This window comes from Flavihumibacter sp. ZG627 (genome assembly GCF_000814325.1).
GTDB lineage: Bacteria > Bacteroidota > Bacteroidia > Chitinophagales > Chitinophagaceae > Flavihumibacter.
The window spans coordinates 32,391-49,273 of sequence record NZ_JPHF01000004.1 but is presented as its reverse complement, the minus strand read 5'-3'; the positions used below and the strand labels follow the sequence as shown (position 1 = coordinate 49,273).

The window sequence follows — 16,883 nt, the reverse complement described above, 5'->3', positions numbered from 1 at the left end:
TTTATTCTGTTACCACCCTGATGCGGCGATATCCGAGGGCCCATAGAAAATCATGCATCACCCTGAGTGATTGCGCATCGGCCTTCTTTAATAATTCCTGCTGGTCGGCACGATCCCTTAATTTATCAATCGCTTTTTGTTTCAGGGCGTTAACTTCTGCTTGGGTCCACACACCCTCTTCAAGGAAAGTTTCCGTGGTGGAGGGATTTACAATTATATCAAGGTAAACAGATCCGGGTAAGGTAATGGATACAGAATCTTCCTGTATAAACACCTTGCCATCCGTTAATTTAGACAGATCGGTACCCGCAATAATTTTCCCCTTAACGATCAATACTATTCTTTGCATTGACAATGCTCCCAGCGGCGAACTAATGCGGATCAGTTGCCTCAAACTTCCTAATGGCGCCGGTTTCACAGAACTTATTACTACTTCATCAAAAGCGGTTATGCTTACCAGTTCATTGATCTGTTTTATTTCTTTTAGTAACAGGGGTGATTCATCTATCACAATTGGGGAAGGCCGGAATAACTCTTTTATGGAAGGGATCCATTGAGCCCTTACAGCAATAAAATACACTCCGGTGAGGATAGCTGCGTAGATAATTATTTTAAAGAGCAGCCTGTTCATCGGTTTTCCTGATTTAAGAAGGAGTGATTGAAACTGATATCAATATTTTCATAACCCAATTGTTGTAGAAATCTTGTCAACACAAATCGGGTATTATTCTCCGTTGTCTGGAAAATTCCTGTTGCTTCAATATCGCGGCTTATCTGCGCTTCCGCCTGGGCAAGTAATGCATCGCGTTCAGCATTGGTGAAATCCTGTCGCAGCAATCCCACTTCCTGGTATTCCACCTTTATTTTTTCCGGAGGCAGTTTTAATGATATCAGCTTGGGTGGTGGCAATAATATACGAATGGATTTTCCATTGATGGTAATATTATCAGCATCAACAGACCGGAGATCAATACCCGCTTTTACGCTGGCTTCAACACTCATGAGTATTTTTCTTTCACCGATCTTATACCAGGTTTTATCATCACTGGCTTTAACGATGCGTGTAACCGTAAATTCTGTGGTGGCGAGTTCTCCCATTTCCCGGATCGATAAAACTTTTTCAAGCGGGTCCTGTTTCGGAGAACATGCAAGCATCAGCAAAAGGAAAACGGGAAGCACATAGTGCCTAATTTTACCCATATTTGCAAATTACGGATTTCGTATTTTGAGTGTATGGAAAAATATGCAGTTGTTGTTGCTGGTGGCTCCGGATTGCGGATGGGTACAACTATACCCAAACAATTCCTCCTTGTTCGGGATAAACCTCTTCTCTGGTATACCCTCAATGCTTTCCTGGATTCGTTTGCGGATATGCAGATAATACTGGTATTGCCCGAACAGCACATTCAAACCGGGCAGGATATACTAAGATCAACCTATGATCCTGACAGGATATGGATGACTGTTGGGGGTGAAACACGTTTTCATTCTGTGCGAAACGGTCTTCAGCATATTAAAAAACATTCCATAGTTTTTGTTCACGACGGTGTCAGATGTTTACTAACCCCCCAATTGATAAGACGCTGTTATGATGCGGCTGTTGACAAAGGCAATGCCATACCTGCAACAACCGCTGTTGATACTATCAGGATTGATACCGTTAACGGCAACGAACAGATCGACCGCAATAAAGTAAGGATCATACAGACACCGCAAACTTTCTTCTCAGACATTATCATCAATGCTTTTGAGCAGGATTTTCATGAATCCTTTACTGACGAAGCGAGCGTGGTGGAGCGTTTGGGCGTGAAGATAAACCTGATTGAAGGCGAAAGCACCAATATAAAGATCACCCGGCCCCTCGATCTGCTGATCGCAGAAAAAGTACTGGAAGAAAGGGAGATGGGTTTATAGATCAGTAACCGCAAATTGGTCATAAGATGGTTTGAGCATACTTAATGGCCAGGTAAGCCGGTTCCATCCGGTGAAATAATAGGGCTGGTTCATTGCCCCGAAATTCTGGTAGAAATGCGCCACTCCGGGCAGATCCGAACCTTCAAAATCAAGTATAAGATCAGTATCTGCAAATTCCTTTATGATAGCGTCAATCAGGAAATGGTTGGCCGACAGTTTTCTGCCTTCTTCCGGAGTTGCCGATGCAATAAGGTAAATGCGTTTTTCATCCCTGAAACAAATACAACCCGCAACCATGTTTCCATTCAATGTAGCTATCCTTGCAATAAGTTGACCGCTTTCTGCCAGTTTACTGCATAACCTGTGAAGATCTTCATAAGCCTGCTTTCCATATGACATTCTGCCTGCATATAATTGCTGGTACATAATAGCAATACTGTGATAATTCTCCGGAATTGTATATTTCAGATCATCAGTTTCCTGGTGACCCAGGTTTCTTAATAGATCGTTCCGATAATTTATTCGCAAGTGCTCATACGGCTTATGAAGATCAAGAATAAAATTGTTGCGGGAAGACGCATTCGGAATATTGTTTCTAAAATTCAGGTTGATCTCACCAAACGGAAACAGTTCCTTTGCCCTAAGCAGAAAAGCTCCAACAACATCTTTATCTTCTTTCAGGTAAAACACACCAGCCTGCTGAACAAAAGGTGGTTGATACATATACCGTATGCCCATCTTTGATTTCCAGGGCAACGGCATCACCGCTTCATAATCGCCCATAACCAATGCATCCCATCGGTTACACATAATATCAAGGTAATAATGCCTTGCATAAATAAGACCATTGGATGCAAATGATATGCATTGCTCCCATTTAACTGTATCCAGCTGTTTGCGCTTAACAAGTTTTATGTTGCCTGCTTCAGCCATATTATAATCCCAGTTTTGCAAGCATTTTTCTACCACTCACCTTCTGGATATCAATACTGAATGATATTGATTTGCCGAACTTCTTATCTCCCAGTATCGATTGGTTATAATTCCGGAATGGTTTACTCATGATAAAAGGTAAATAGATATTCACTATATCCGAAAACAGGCTCACCTGTAATCCTGCATCAAACAATATCCTGCCATATTCATTTTCTTCATTCCAGGCTTCTGCATAACTGCCAATATCAGCAAATATTTTCAATGGTATCTTCACTGGCAACAGAGACAGGGGATTATAACTATCAGGAATATCCGCATTCAGATTAATAGCAGCAAGCCAATCATCTGTTTTTCCGATCTTGCTGCTTAACAGATCCGTTCGCATTTTAAATCCACCATCACGAATCATTATCTGCTGGCCCCGCCACCCACTGTATTCATTGCGGCCCGCAAAATAATTGGAATAGGTATAATCCTCGTAGCCATTGGCCCCCGTTAAATTAAGATGATATCTCTCTGTCTCCAATTGTTTGGCTGTGGTAGCCGCACCATGGTAAATAAATTTTCCGGCAAAGAATCTTGTACTTAATCTTTTATTCTTTGAACCATAATTGAAGAAATATTGCCCGGTAAATGCGATACGCGTAAACTGGTTATTTACATCAATATTCAGATCCATTTCATATGGATATAATGCACGGTGATCAGCGGAATAGATTGTTAGTTGCTGAAGACTTCTTCCTGCAGATAATTTACCAGTGGTATAAGTTGTATCTGTTCCGTCAATTATGGTATTGAAACTAAGTGCATCTTCCCTGAAGAAAAAGGAACGCATTCGTATCCATGTTTCTTTCTTAGATAATGCGGATCTTTCTTTAAGGGACAGTTTCACAAAGGGTGACAACTTGTTATAATGAAGGCTTATTTTTTCGCCTTCCTCCTCATAATTATTACCAGTGAACCTTGCTGCATTCAATCCAACGCTTATTGAATGCAATAAGCCGGAAGGATACCAGTTGTAGGAGAGATGTGCTAACCCCGTTATGGTTTTACTACCTGTTCCATACATAGGGGCTGCCAGAAATCTCCATCGCGGTAATGGAAATTGATAGTTATGAAACGTTATGCCTGGCATTATTCCATCATAATGATTGTAACCCGCAAGAGGAGCAATATTTATATACCTGAATTTATCTGTTTCTTTATTATTAAATATCAATGCCACCCTGGTCGTCTTTTTGCCGCTAATTTCTAATGTTTCGGTACTGCTGAGTGCAGACAAATGATTACTGTCTCCGCCTGCCATTTTCATGATATGCTGTTGAAATTCTGCAGCGCCTGCATGCCTGAATTTATATGTCGAATACCATGTCCGGATGATACTGTCAAAAAGTGGAGTGCCTGTTTTCTTTTCCAGTTCTTCCAGCCACCAGGCTGCTTTATAATAAGCCATCAATCCATAATTGGCACTATTGAAACTGTCGGAGCTGGTTGTTATTGGCTGGCTTCTCCTAATGCTTTCAAGCGCCCTGATCAATGATCGCTCCGGGAATTCCCCGAAACGATCCGCCATAAAATTCTCCCCGGTTTTTGATTTCCCGTATTTCATTTTCCTGTAACGGTTATCGTAATACGTATTCAATCCTTCATCAAGCCATGGCGCTGTTCTCTCATTATTTGCAATGGCTCCATAAAACCAATTATGTCCGATCTCATGTGCGATGACCATATCAAGCAACATACTGTCACTGGTTTCATTGATAACCGTGATGGTGGGATACTCCATTCCACCGCTGCCTTCTCCCTGGTACCCACTCACAACTTTAACTACATCGTAAGGATAATCGCCGATCCATTCACTCCGTGTCCGGATAGCATCTTTCATATAGGAGATGCTTTTTTTCCATTCCTTTTCCTGCCTGGGTAAATAGTAGCTCCACAATTTTATTTCTTTGCCACCATTGGTAACCATGGTGTCTTGAACTACCTTAAAATCACGTGAAGCGAACCAGGCGAAATCATGGATATTATCCTGGATGAATCTTTGTTCATTCTTTTGCTCAGAGGCTTCTGCGTTTCCTGTTGCTGCAATGATATATCCCTCTGGAGCAGTAATTGTGATATCATGATGACCGAATTCACTATAAAATTCACCCTGGTCAAGGTAGGGCATAGGATGCCAGCCACTTGCATCATAAACGGCCGGTTTGGGATACCACTGTGTGATTGCATAGAAACCTTTTTTCCTTCCGCTCCTCGAAAAGATGCGTGGCAGCTTTACATGAAAAGGTGTTGTGATAAGAACACGCTGACCTGGCGCCAGCGGAAAGGGTAATATTATTTTAGTGATATCCTGGTGTTCCGGGTGATCTTCCATAGCAGCAGTGATACCATCTACTTTAAATTGAAGCCTGTTTATATAACCCTTAGCTGATTCGTCACTAAAGTAGAAATCTGTTCTGTTGTTATGGAGTAATTGCTCACTGAAAGCTGTTCGGTCATTCTTGTAAGCATTGGGCCAGAGATGCATCCATATGTACCGAATGGTATCGTTACTGTTGTTCTGGTAATTCATCTCCTGGAACCCATCCAACGTGTGATCTTTATCATTAAGCGTAACCTTGATTTTCTGATCAACCTTTTGCTGCCAGTAATTTGTTTGGGACAGGAGTGGTGAATGAAATAAAAAAGTTAGTAGAATACAGCAGAAAGTTTTTTCCATCATGATTAAATCCAGTTAATAATGGTCTTTTATTTTCCCTTACCGGAGAATATTATTCGTATTGTATGGAACATGATCTTAAAATCAAGTGCCAGTGATATGTTCTCAATATAAACAAGATCATACTTCATACGCTGCAACATTTCTTCGAGGTTGCCTGCATATCCAAACTGCACCATGCCCCATGAGGTCAATCCCGGTTTTACTTTCAGCAGATAACGGAAATAAGGGTCAAGTTCAACAATCTGATCTATATAAAATTTTCGCTCCGGCCTTGGGCCAACAAGACTCATTTCTCCTTTGAGAATATTGATGAGCTGCGGTAATTCATCAAGCCTCCATTTTCGCATGGTTTTACCCCAGGGCGTAATTCGAATATCGGTATCAGAGGAAAGTGCCGGACCATTTTTTTCAGCATCCTGAACCATCGATCTGAACTTAAGTATGTGAAATGGTTTCCCCTTGAATCCTATCCTTTCCTGGCTGTATATAACCGGGCCGCGAGAGGAGATCCGCACCCTTATCGCTACATATAATAATAATGGCAATAAAATTATCCCGCCAATTACCGCTACGATGATATCAAGCAGCCTCTTAATATTCTGCTGCCAGGCGGGCATTAATCCATTATGGATATCTGTTAACAGCGGACTGAATACATCATCTGTTCTTATTGAACCAGAAAGAATACTGATGGTGCTCGGTAATAATTTTATCTCAACATCCTTTTCACTTAATCGCCGGAGAAACTGTTCTGTTTCCGCCTGTTTATTGCTTTCCAGGGCTAATACTACCAGGTCAATTCTTTGTTCATCAATAATTTTTTCCATCTGGTCAGGTGTTCCAAACCAGGTCAGTTTTTTGCTTAAACCATTTGGCTGTTCCGCGAGGTAGCCTGAATAATAATATCCTGACTTTCTGAGTTGTTGGCCAGTGGCTTTATAAATATTGCCCGCGGTCTGGTTATCTCCCACCAATATTGAATTGAAACGGATATCACCACGTAGCAATTGCTTCTTTGCTTTCTGAAGAAGGATCCACCGCCCTCCAAATGTTGCCAGGGTTTGTAATGCCACAAAAGAAAAAAACACTGTATAGTAATAGGAGAGAGACTTATCATCATCATTCAGCAGGATAGCAAAGAATATAATGGTACATCCAATGAGGCTGGCGATCAGCGTTAGCGTAAATTCACCAAGTCTTGATTTCTTGTAAAGCGAACGATAGCTACCGATAAGGAAATAAAAGATGACCCAGCAAACCGGAAGAATTGCCCATCCTAAAAGAAAGCCTGAATTGAATTGAGGCATGCCATTGTTAAAGGTCGGAAACCCGAGCAGGTTATTGCGTATAAAGAAAAATACAAACCAAACCACTGCGGCAGCCAGGTAGTCGCTTATTGCGTACGCTGCCGGAGAAATGGGTTTGGATCTATTCATATTGATCAGGTGTTAATGGTATTATGCCTTATTTTATGGATGATCTGGTGTGCCACTTCCATTGCCCTGAAACCATCTACTTCAGAAACAATGGTGGGTGTATTATTCAGGATGGCATCCCTGAAATGCTCCAGTTCCAGTTTAATGGCATTTACCTCCGGTATCTGTGGATTGGCGACAGCGATGGTCTTCTTTCCTTTTGGGGTATCAATATCAAATTCAAACACATTTTCATCAGCGTCTGATTTCAACCGTATAACCTCCGTCTTCTTATTCAGGAAATCTATCCCCACATAGGCATCCTTCTGGAATACCCTCATCTTCCGCATTTTCTTCATGGAGATCCTGCTGCTGGTAAGGTTAGCCACGCATCCATTGTTGAACTCGATGCGCACGTTGGCAATATCCGGCGTATCGGTCATAACTGCTACCCCGCTGGCCGAGATATGCTTCACTTCACTCTTCACCATATTCAGTATAATATCGATATCATGTATCATCAGGTCAAGGATCACGCTTACTTCTGTACCGCGGGGATTGAACTGGGCTAACCGGTGAACCTCTATGAACATAGGGTTGAGCCGGAGATTTCTGGTGGCCAGGTAAGCGGGATTGAATCTTTCAACATGACCCACCTGCATCTTCACGTTTGATTCTTTTACCAGCTTTACAAGCTCCCGCGCCTCTTCCATGGTATCGGCAAGGGGCTTTTCAACGAAAACATGCTTCCCATTCCTGATGGCCAGCTGGCACATTTCAAAATGATAGTTGGTGGGGGCAACAATGTCGGCAGCGTCGCAATGCTGAAGCAGCTCAACCGGGTCGGTGAATCGCCTGAGCTGGTATTTTTTAACTACAGCCTCAGCATTTTCATTATTAGGGTCATAAAAACCTACCAAATCCACATCCTTGATCTCCTGCCAGTTGTTAAGGTGGAATTTCCCAAGGTGGCCAACCCCAAATACTCCGATTTTAAGCATACTTCATTATTAATCCGTCAAAGATAAACAAGCCGGCTATAGCATTATTATAAAGCGTTAAGTGCTGACTCAATGCAAACTAACATTCGTTATTGTGTTAATACACAATTCTTTACATTTTGGTGGAAATTTTATTAAAAAGAAATTGTTATTAAAAATAATTGTTAAATTGGGTCTGTCATTTTTAACAAGAAGCATTTTACAAACCAACAACTGATTGCCAATGCCAAAGAGAATCACTATGCCATTAATGGCTAGACTACTCGCGTTTATGTTACTTTTCCTTGCATTTGATGCAAGCGCCCAAAAACAAATCACAGGAAAATTACTCAACAATCTCAACCAGCCTATCGTAGGTGCCACCGTTATGGTAAAAGGCACAAGGCAGGCTGTTGTTACTGATGAGCAGGGAAATTTTTCGCTTACCCTCCCTGCAGGAAGCAATGTACTGGTGGTTTCAAACATCGGCTATGCATCTAAGGAAATTACTGTTGGTGACCAGACCAGTCTCTCCATTACACTTGACCAGGATATATCCGGATTAAGTGAAGTGGTTGTTACAGGTTACAGTACCCAGCAAAGAAAAAACATTGTAGGAGCGGTTTCCACTGTAAAGGGAGAGCAACTCGCGGCTGTGCAGACCGGTAACGTGGAGCAGCAGTTCCAGGGTAGGGTACCCGGAATGACTGTAATCACTTCGGGTCAGCCCGGTACGGTGAGCCAGGTGAGGATCCGTGGATTCGGATCATTCACCGGAAACGATCCTCTTTATGTAGTGGATGGTGTTCCTACCACCAATATCGATTTCCTGAACGGAAATGATATTGAGTCCACAACAGTACTGAAAGATGCGGCTTCCGCATCCATCTATGGTGCCAGGGCATCTGCAGGGGTTATCCTGGTTACTACTAAAAAAGGAAAGGCCAACCAGGGCCTCAGGGTAACTTATGATCTCAGCTATGGCTGGGCCATTCCCGGAAATGGAATTGACCTCCTGACTCCGCAGCAGCAGGCAGATCTAACATGGGTTGCACTTGCTGCAGCAGGGCAGGAATTGACCCATCCGCAATATGGAAGCGGTGCAAAGCCTGTACTGCCCGACTGGCTGAAAGTTGGGGATGAATTCGGTCTTTCAGGATTATCAGCAAATGACCCCCGCCTTGACCCATCAAAGTTCAACGTAAATTTTGACAAAGGTCCGATCTACCAGGCTATCCGTGCCAATAAATCCGGTACCGACTGGTATGATGCCTTAACAGAAACGGCACGCTTGCAGAACCATACCCTTGGTTTCCAGGGAGGTAATGAAAATGCAAAGTATTATGCTGGTATCTCCTATTATGATGAGAAAGGAACGGTATTGAATACCTATGTGAAAAGGTATTCCCTTCGCCTTAACTCTGAATTTAAAGTGAAACCAAATATTCGTTTTGGGGAGAACTTCCAGTTCACCTTCCGCGAAAACCCCAATATTGGCGGTCCGGCTGGTGAAAATGATATCATGTTCGCCCTAACTATTAACCCGCTTATTCCGCTGTATGATGAAGGTGGTGGCTTTGCCGGAACAACTGCCCGTGGATTCAATAACTCCACCAACCCTCTTGCCCGTCGTATACGTTCAAGAGATAACAGGGGTTATAGCTCATTGATTTTCGGTAACCTATATACTGAAGTGGATTTCCTTGAGCACTTTACAGCCAGATCAAGTTTCGGTGGTTCATTCTTCAATTTCCAGAACAGGTTCCTGAACTACAGGACTTATGAAAATTCTGAGAATGTGGGTAGCTATACTTTTGGTGAAGGTGCAGGTAATGGAGGAGGCTGGACCTGGACCAATACCATCCGTTATGGCCAGGAAATCGGTAACCACAGTATTAACTTCATTGGAGGTATTGAAGCCATTGCAGATGGATATTTCCGTAGTCTCAATGGAAGTGGTCTGAATCCATTCACTATCAACCCTACTTATCTCACAATTACCAATACTGATGCAAGTGGCCGTGCTGTTGGTAGTGGCGGTAACCCGTTAACCAAACTTTTCAGCCAATTTGGTAAGGTAGATTATACTTACGATGACCGCTACCTTTTCAGTGGTACATTAAGGCGTGATGGTGCTTCTGTATTTGGTGAAGCCAATCGGTATGGTGTTTTCCCTGCCATTTCTGCCGGTTGGAGAATAACAGAAGAAGCCTTTATGGATGGTAATGACTGGCTTACTGAATTGAAGATCCGTGGTGGTTGGGGTAAAATGGGTAACTCCCGTATCAGCCCTAACAACCTCTTTAATACTGCCTCCTCCAGTCCTTCTGTTGGATATGATATCAGGGGTGCCAATACAAGTACTTTGTCCGGACTTGCACTTTCCGGTATCGGTAACCCCAATGCAAAATGGGAGGAGAACACAACGATCAACGTCGGTTTTGATGGTACTTTATTCGAGAACAAACTGGATATCATCTTCGACTGGTATAAGCGTAAAACTAAGGATCTGCTTTATCGCGATAACCTTCCTGCAACGGTTGGACAGGCAACACGTCCTTTTGTTAACATCGCTTCCATGGAAAACAGTGGAGTTGACCTGATGCTGACCTATAAAGGAAGAGCCAGCAAGTTTCGTTATGAGATGGATGCCATAATAACCAAGTATAAGAATGAAATCACTAAAGTTTCCGAGGGAACTAATTTCTTCCAGGTGAACTTCACCAACCGTATTGGTGGTGGCGATATTCGTAATGCTGTCGGACAGCCTGTTTCTGCATTCTACGGTTATAATGTAATAGGTTTATTTGCAGACCAGGCAGAGGTTGACAAATTACCTGAACAGAATGGTGCTGCTCCCGGACGTTTTATCTATGAAGATATAAATGCAGATGGCAGAATCAATGACCAGGATAGAACGTATATTGGAAACCCTAACCCCGACTTCACGTATGGTTTCAATGCCCGCCTCATGTATGGCAATTTTGATTTTGAGGCATTGTTCTATGGCGTTTCCGGTGGCGAGGTACTGAACTTCACTAAATGGTTCACTGACTTCTATCCATCATTCGCCGGAATTGGAAAGTCTTCAAGAGTACTGGATGCCTGGACTCCTGATAACAGGAATACTGCTGTGCCAAGGTTTGAAAACGTATCAAACTTTAGTACAAATGGTGTGTTGAATTCATATTATGTTGAAGATGGCAGTTATTTCAGGATGAGGAGTATAAAAGTTGGATATACTTTGCCTAAAACCATGCTGAACAGAATAGGATTGGATAAACTGCGTGTCTTCCTTCAGGGTACAAACCTCTTCACTATTACGAATTATACAGGAACTGACCCGGCAGTAAGTGGTGTTGATACCAACTTTGGTGTGGATATTGGTAACTATCCGGTAAACAAGCAGGTTGTATTCGGCTTAAGTGTTGGATTATAAAAGAATACAGTTAACCTCAAAAAATACTACAATGTTCAATAAGCGAATTAAATACGTTTCAATTTTTTCACTGGCGTCCGTTATTAGCCTGGTAGGCTGTAACAAGGACTTCCTGAACCAGTCCACTACCGGATTGCTTACGGAACAGGAAGCGCAGAGCTACAAAGGAGCCCAGCAATTCCTGATCGGGTCTTATGCTTCCCTTAAAGGAAGCGGATGGGAAGGGGGCGGATCAAACTGGGTTTATGGCAGTATTGTTGGTGGTGAGGCCAACAAAGGATCTGATGCCGGTGACCAGGCTAATATTGTTCCTATCCAGCAATACGCGGCTCTTCCAACCAATAACTATTTCAATATTAAATGGAGTGCTTTATATGAAGGTATAGCCAGAACCAATGCCACCATTCGTATCCTCAACAACCTGACAGATGCGGATATCCAGCCAGCTGAAAAAACACAGTTAATGGCTGAAGCCAGGTTCCTTCGTGGCTTCTATCATTTTGAGGCCAAGAAAATGTGGAATAATATTCCTTATGTAGATGAAACTGTTTCAGTAGCTAACGCCAAAGTTTCCAATACAGATAATGCATGGCCACGGATTATGGAAGATCTGGATTTAGCCCGCAAAAATCTCCTCGAAAAACCCAATGCAATAGGAAGGGTAAACCAATGGGCTGCACATGTTATGTATGCCAAAGCTTTGTTATTCCAGGGTGATTATACTGCTGCACGTCCGATCCTGACAGATGTTATTACCAATGGTAAGAATTCTGCGGGAACACCCTATGCACTGGCGCCTGCTTACCATGACCTCTTCAATGCCGACAGGGAAAACGACCCTGCTGTAAGAGCAGAGACTGTTTTTGCGTATGAAGCCTCTATCAATGATGGATCCGGTGGTATCAATGCTAATTATGACCAGATTCTGAACTTCCCGTATAATGGTGGTCCCGGCGGTTGCTGCGGATTCTTCCAGCCTTCATTTGAATTCGTGAATTCATTCCGTACCAATGCTACAGGTCTTCCCCTCCTGGATGGTTCTTATAATATTGGTGCCAACCAGGTTGTAAATGACCAGGGACTGGAATCAACAGCTGCATTTACCACTGATAAAGGAAACCTCGATCCAAGACTTGACTGGACCGTTGGTCGCAGGGGTATCCCGTATCTTGACTGGGGTCCTCATCCCGGTAAAGCATGGATTCGTGACCAGGGTAATGGTGGCCCTTATGCACCAAAGAAGAACGCCTACTATCAGAACCAGGCTGGTAAACTTACCGACGGTACCAACTGGGCAAGTGGTCTTACTGCCATTAACTACAAGATCATTCGTTTTGCAGATGTACTCCTCATGGCCGCAGAAGCAGAAATTGATGGTGGTGGTTCATTGGAAAAAGCCCGCGAATATGTTAACATGGTTCGTGCCAGAGCAGCCAAGCCCGCAACATTTGTTCCAACAACAGAGGCAAAATATATGATCTCTACTTATCTAACCCCATGGACGGATGCTGCGGTTGCCCGCTCTGCTGTTCGTTTCGAACGCAAACTTGAACTCGGCATGGAAGGCCATCGCTTCTTTGACCTGGTTCGTTGGGGTGTTGCTGCTGAAACACTCAATGCATTCCTGAACTATGAGAAGCCTAAACTCAGCGCTGGTTATGGATCAGCAACTTTCCAGGCTGGAAAAAATGAATATTTCCCGATTCCTCAATCTCAGATAGACCTGCATACATCTGGTGGAACATCCACACTGCAGCAAAATCCTGGATATAACTAAAAGAATAGTTCATATGAACCATGTTCTTTAATCACAAAGAAAAGGGCAGATAGCATCTGCCCTTTTCTATTAAGCTGCATGCTATTAATGGTTAAATTCGATGCGAAAACTTGCCACAAAATGAAGTTTTATATCTCTTTATTCCTCCCTATCCTGATCCTTGCATCCTGCAATAACCGGAAAGACAATGTGTTCCATTTACTGGATCCCGACGACTCCGGAATTAATTTTACGAATACGATCCAAGAATCTGATTCAATCAATATTCTCGATCTTGAATATGTTTATAACGGGGGCGGAGTGGCCATCGCAGATTACAACAATGATGGTTTACAGGATATCTTTTTTACAGGCAACATGACAGGCAATAAGCTTTACCTGAATGAGGGTAAAATGCATTTTAAAGATGTTACGGAAACCGCAAAACTGCAGGCGGGTGACAGATGGTCAACAGGCGTGGCTGCTGTTGATATAAATAATGACGGATTGATGGATCTCTATGTTGGAGCATCCATTAAAAATGATGCATCACTAAGGGCAAATATGCTCTTCATCAATAAAGGAAATGATGCAGAAGGCAAACCTGTTTTTAGTGATGAAGCTATTGCCTATAACGTAGCGGATACAGGGCATACAACCAACGCGGCATTTTTTGACTATGATAATGATGGTGATCTTGACCTTTATATCCTTACCAATAAAGTAGGTGAGGATCGCTATCCCAACCAGTACAAAAAGAAAAGAACAGATGGCTCAGCCGCTAATACCGACAGGCTTTACCGCAACGATTTTGATTCACTCAAAGGCCATCCCGTTTTCACAAATGTTTCCCGCGAAGCCGGAATTCTTATTGAAGGGTATGGCCTCGGACTCAACATAACCGACATAAATAAAGACGGATGGAAGGATATTTATGTAACTAATGATTTCCTCTCAAATGATCTCCTGTGGATCAATAACCAGGATGGAACTTTTACCAATAAGGCAGCAGAGTACTTCAAACATACTTCCTATTCGGCCATGGGCAATGACGTAGTGGATATCAACAATGATGGACTCGTTGATGTGATTGCAGTAGATATGTTACCCGCATCCAACTATCGCAAGAAAATGATGATGGCGGCAAATAACTACCAGAGCAATATCAATAACGAAGAATTCAATTACCAGTACCAATATGTCAGGAATACCCTCCAACTCAACCAGGGCATGGCAATTGACAGCAATGATAAACTGAATCATCCCGTATTCAGTGATATCGCATTCCTCGCAGGGGTTGCAGAAACAGACTGGAGCTGGGCACCTCTTGTAACGGATTTTGATAATGATGGTTTCCGCGATATGATCATCACCAATGGTTATCCGAAAGATATTACTGACCGTGATTTCATGACCTACCGTGTATCGGCAAGTAATATCGCTCCAAAAGATCTGTTGCTCGAACAGATACCGGAAGTGAAACTGCATAACTATGCTTTCCGCAATAATGGTAACAGTACCTTTTCAGAAGTAAGCGAAGAATGGGGACTTGGTGAGCCAACCTTCTCCAGTGGAGCTGCCTATGGTGATCTAGATAATGATGGTGATATGGATCTGGTGATCAATAATACCAACCAGGTTTCCATGGTCTATGAAAACAGAACGGATCATGACAATGAAAAATCCAATAACTATCTCCAGCTAAAATTTGAAGGAACTGCACAGAACCGCGACGGCATTGGCGCATGGGTGGAACTCTATTACGGCAAAGGGAAAATGCAGGTGTATGAACATACTCCTTACCGGGGCTATCTTTCCAGTATGCAAAACATAGCCCATTTTGGGTTAGGAGAATTTTCTCAGATTGATTCTTTGCGGGTGAAGTGGTGGGATGGCAGCACGCAATTATTGAAGAACGTAGCAACCAAACAACTACTCAAGTTGAAACAATCCGATGCAAGGCAATCATCGTTTCACATAGAGCAACAATTAGCGCAATCACCCTTTAAAGATATTACTGCTGAAACCGGCCTCTCTTATACGCACCAGGAGCATGATTTTACAGACTTCAATATCCAGAAACTATTGCCACATAAACTCTCGGAATATGGACCAGCATTGGCTGTTGGCGATATAGACGGAAATGGAACCGATGATATCATTGCCGGCGGATCCTATTCTTACAGCGCCATGAAATTACTGCAGGGTACTGATGGTAAGTTCACATCATCACCGCTGATTCCCGGCGTTGATGGCAGTACGAAAACATGGGAGGATATGGGACTGCTGCTTTTTGATGCCGATGGCGATGGAGACCCTGATCTCTACACCAGCAGCGGCAGCTATGAGAACGAACCCAATTCCCGTTTTTACCAGGATAAATTTTACCTGAATGATGGAAAGGGGGGATACACTATGGATACCTCGGCCATCCCGCAAAATTTTACCAGTAAGTCATGCGTTCGGGCAATTGATTACGATAAGGACGGTGACCTCGACCTTTTCGTGGCGGGTAGGGTAGAGCCATGGAATTATCCAAAACCCGTATCCAGTTTTATATGGCGCAATGATACTAAAAATGGTAAACCTGCTTTCACAGATGTAACCAATCAAGTGGCAGCAGGGCTGAAAGATGTTGGATTGGTATGCGATGCACTCTTTACTGATTTTGATAATGATGGGTGGACCGACCTCATTCTTGCAGGCGAATGGATGCCTATTAAATTTTTCAGAAATGAGCAGGGTACATTCAATGATGTTTCATCACTCTCAGGCATCAACGAAAAAACCGGATTCTGGAATAGTATCACCGGCGGCGATTTTGATGGTGATGGTGACACCGATTATATAGCGGGAAATATGGGATTGAATTCTTTTTATCGTGCAAACGAGAAACACCCCGTGCGGATCTATGCAAAAGATTTTGACAACAATGAAAGCTTCGATGCCATCCCCACTTTATACCTTCCCGGTAAGGATGGTAAATTAAAAGAGTATCCTGCACAAACCAGGGATGATCTTATCAAACAGATCATCAGCCTTAGAGGAAAATTCCAGAACTATAACCTCTTTGCTGATGCAACCATCGATAAATTATTTAAACCGGAAGATCTGAAGACGGCATTGGTACTTAAAGCCAACTACCTCGAGTCTGCTTTTCTCCGGAACAATGGCAAGGGAGTATTTGAAATAGTTGCACTTCCAACCGCAGCACAGGTAGCACCCATCAAGGGTATGGTAGCAGAAGACTTTGATAACGATGGGTTCCTTGACATAGTAATGAATGGAAATGATTATGGAACGGAAGTTTCAGTAGGCAGGTATGATGCCTTCAATGGTCTTTATATGAAGGGGGATGGGAAAGGAGGATTTATACCCATGCAGATCAGTAGATCCGGATTTTATATTCCCGGAAATGGAAAGAGCCTGGTGAAATTGAGGAAGCAGGGAGGATCCACTCTTTTAGCCGCCGCCCAGAACAGGGGACCCCTTAAGATTTTTGAATGGAAGAATGCGCCTAAGTCAATTCCTGTGGAGCGGGATGATATCTATGCTGAGCTCACTTACAACGACGGCAGAAAACAGAAACTGGAATTACATTATGGTTCTTCCTTCCTCTCCCAATCAGGCCGGTTCATTAATGCCGGTAACAATCTGAAGGAGATCAGGATGGTGAATTCAAAAGGAAATAACAGAGTAATATCTTTTTAATAATTTG

10 protein-coding genes are annotated in these 16,883 nt (G+C 42.9%); 4 read left to right on the top strand and 6 right to left on the bottom strand.

The features are described 5' to 3' along the window. Nucleotide 1: 1 nt before the first annotated feature. A complete protein-coding gene (locus tag HY58_RS09800) occupies nucleotides 2-631 on the bottom strand; it encodes a DUF4230 domain-containing protein (RefSeq protein WP_039131287.1) in 630 nt (209 codons plus the stop codon). Beyond that, complete coding sequence (locus HY58_RS09795; protein ID WP_039131285.1) at nucleotides 628-1,200, bottom strand: DUF4230 domain-containing protein; 573 nt, start codon at nucleotides 1,198-1,200, stop codon at nucleotides 628-630. Before HY58_RS09795 ends, HY58_RS09800 begins: the two co-directional genes overlap by 4 nt. A gap of 33 nt (nucleotides 1,201-1,233) precedes the next feature. Here HY58_RS09795 and HY58_RS09790 point away from each other — a divergent pair, with 33 nt between their 5' ends. Then, on the top strand, nucleotides 1,234-1,914 hold the full coding sequence (locus HY58_RS09790; RefSeq protein WP_039131283.1) for a 2-C-methyl-D-erythritol 4-phosphate cytidylyltransferase: 681 nt from the start codon (nucleotides 1,234-1,236) through the stop codon (nucleotides 1,912-1,914). On the opposite strand, the gene HY58_RS09785 is transcribed toward HY58_RS09790, so the two are convergent. The 4 genes from HY58_RS09785 to HY58_RS09770 are packed head-to-tail and all read right to left on the bottom strand — an operon-like array spanning nucleotide 1,909 to nucleotide 7,991. Next, the gene (locus HY58_RS09785; RefSeq protein ID WP_156123647.1) at nucleotides 1,909-2,847 is read right to left on the bottom strand and encodes a GNAT family N-acetyltransferase; all 939 of its coding nucleotides are present in this window, start codon (nucleotides 2,845-2,847) and stop codon (nucleotides 1,909-1,911) included. The genes HY58_RS09790 and HY58_RS09785 overlap by 6 nt on opposite strands. A gap of 1 nt (nucleotide 2,848) precedes the next feature. After that, nucleotides 2,849-5,575: a M1 family metallopeptidase gene (locus tag HY58_RS18855; RefSeq protein ID WP_156123646.1), complete on the bottom strand. Its 2,727-nt coding sequence runs from the start codon at nucleotides 5,573-5,575 to the stop codon at nucleotides 2,849-2,851. 26 nt (nucleotides 5,576-5,601) lie between these two features. Beyond that, nucleotides 5,602-7,011 (bottom strand): sugar transferase, encoded by a 1,410-nt coding sequence (locus HY58_RS09775; RefSeq protein WP_052324005.1) that lies wholly within the window; start codon nucleotides 7,009-7,011, stop codon nucleotides 5,602-5,604. A gap of 5 nt (nucleotides 7,012-7,016) precedes the next feature. Further along, nucleotides 7,017-7,991 (bottom strand): Gfo/Idh/MocA family protein, encoded by a 975-nt coding sequence (locus HY58_RS09770; RefSeq protein ID WP_039131280.1) that lies wholly within the window; start codon nucleotides 7,989-7,991, stop codon nucleotides 7,017-7,019. A gap of 223 nt (nucleotides 7,992-8,214) precedes the next feature. Between HY58_RS09770 and HY58_RS09765 the strand changes: the two genes are divergently transcribed. The 3 genes from HY58_RS09765 (at nucleotide 8,215) to HY58_RS09755 (ending at nucleotide 16,876) form a co-directional block, all read left to right on the top strand. After that, nucleotides 8,215-11,409: a TonB-dependent receptor gene (locus HY58_RS09765; RefSeq protein WP_072037608.1), complete on the top strand. Its 3,195-nt coding sequence runs from the start codon at nucleotides 8,215-8,217 to the stop codon at nucleotides 11,407-11,409. A gap of 31 nt (nucleotides 11,410-11,440) precedes the next feature. After that, the gene (locus HY58_RS09760; protein ID WP_039131274.1) at nucleotides 11,441-13,186 is read left to right on the top strand and encodes a RagB/SusD family nutrient uptake outer membrane protein; all 1,746 of its coding nucleotides are present in this window, start codon (nucleotides 11,441-11,443) and stop codon (nucleotides 13,184-13,186) included. 120 nt (nucleotides 13,187-13,306) lie between these two features. Next, nucleotides 13,307-16,876 carry a VCBS repeat-containing protein gene (locus HY58_RS09755; protein WP_039131969.1) on the top strand — a complete coding sequence of 1,190 codons (3,570 nt, stop codon included), beginning with the start codon at nucleotides 13,307-13,309 and terminating at the stop codon, nucleotides 16,874-16,876. The last annotated feature ends 7 nt before the right edge of the window (nucleotides 16,877-16,883 follow it).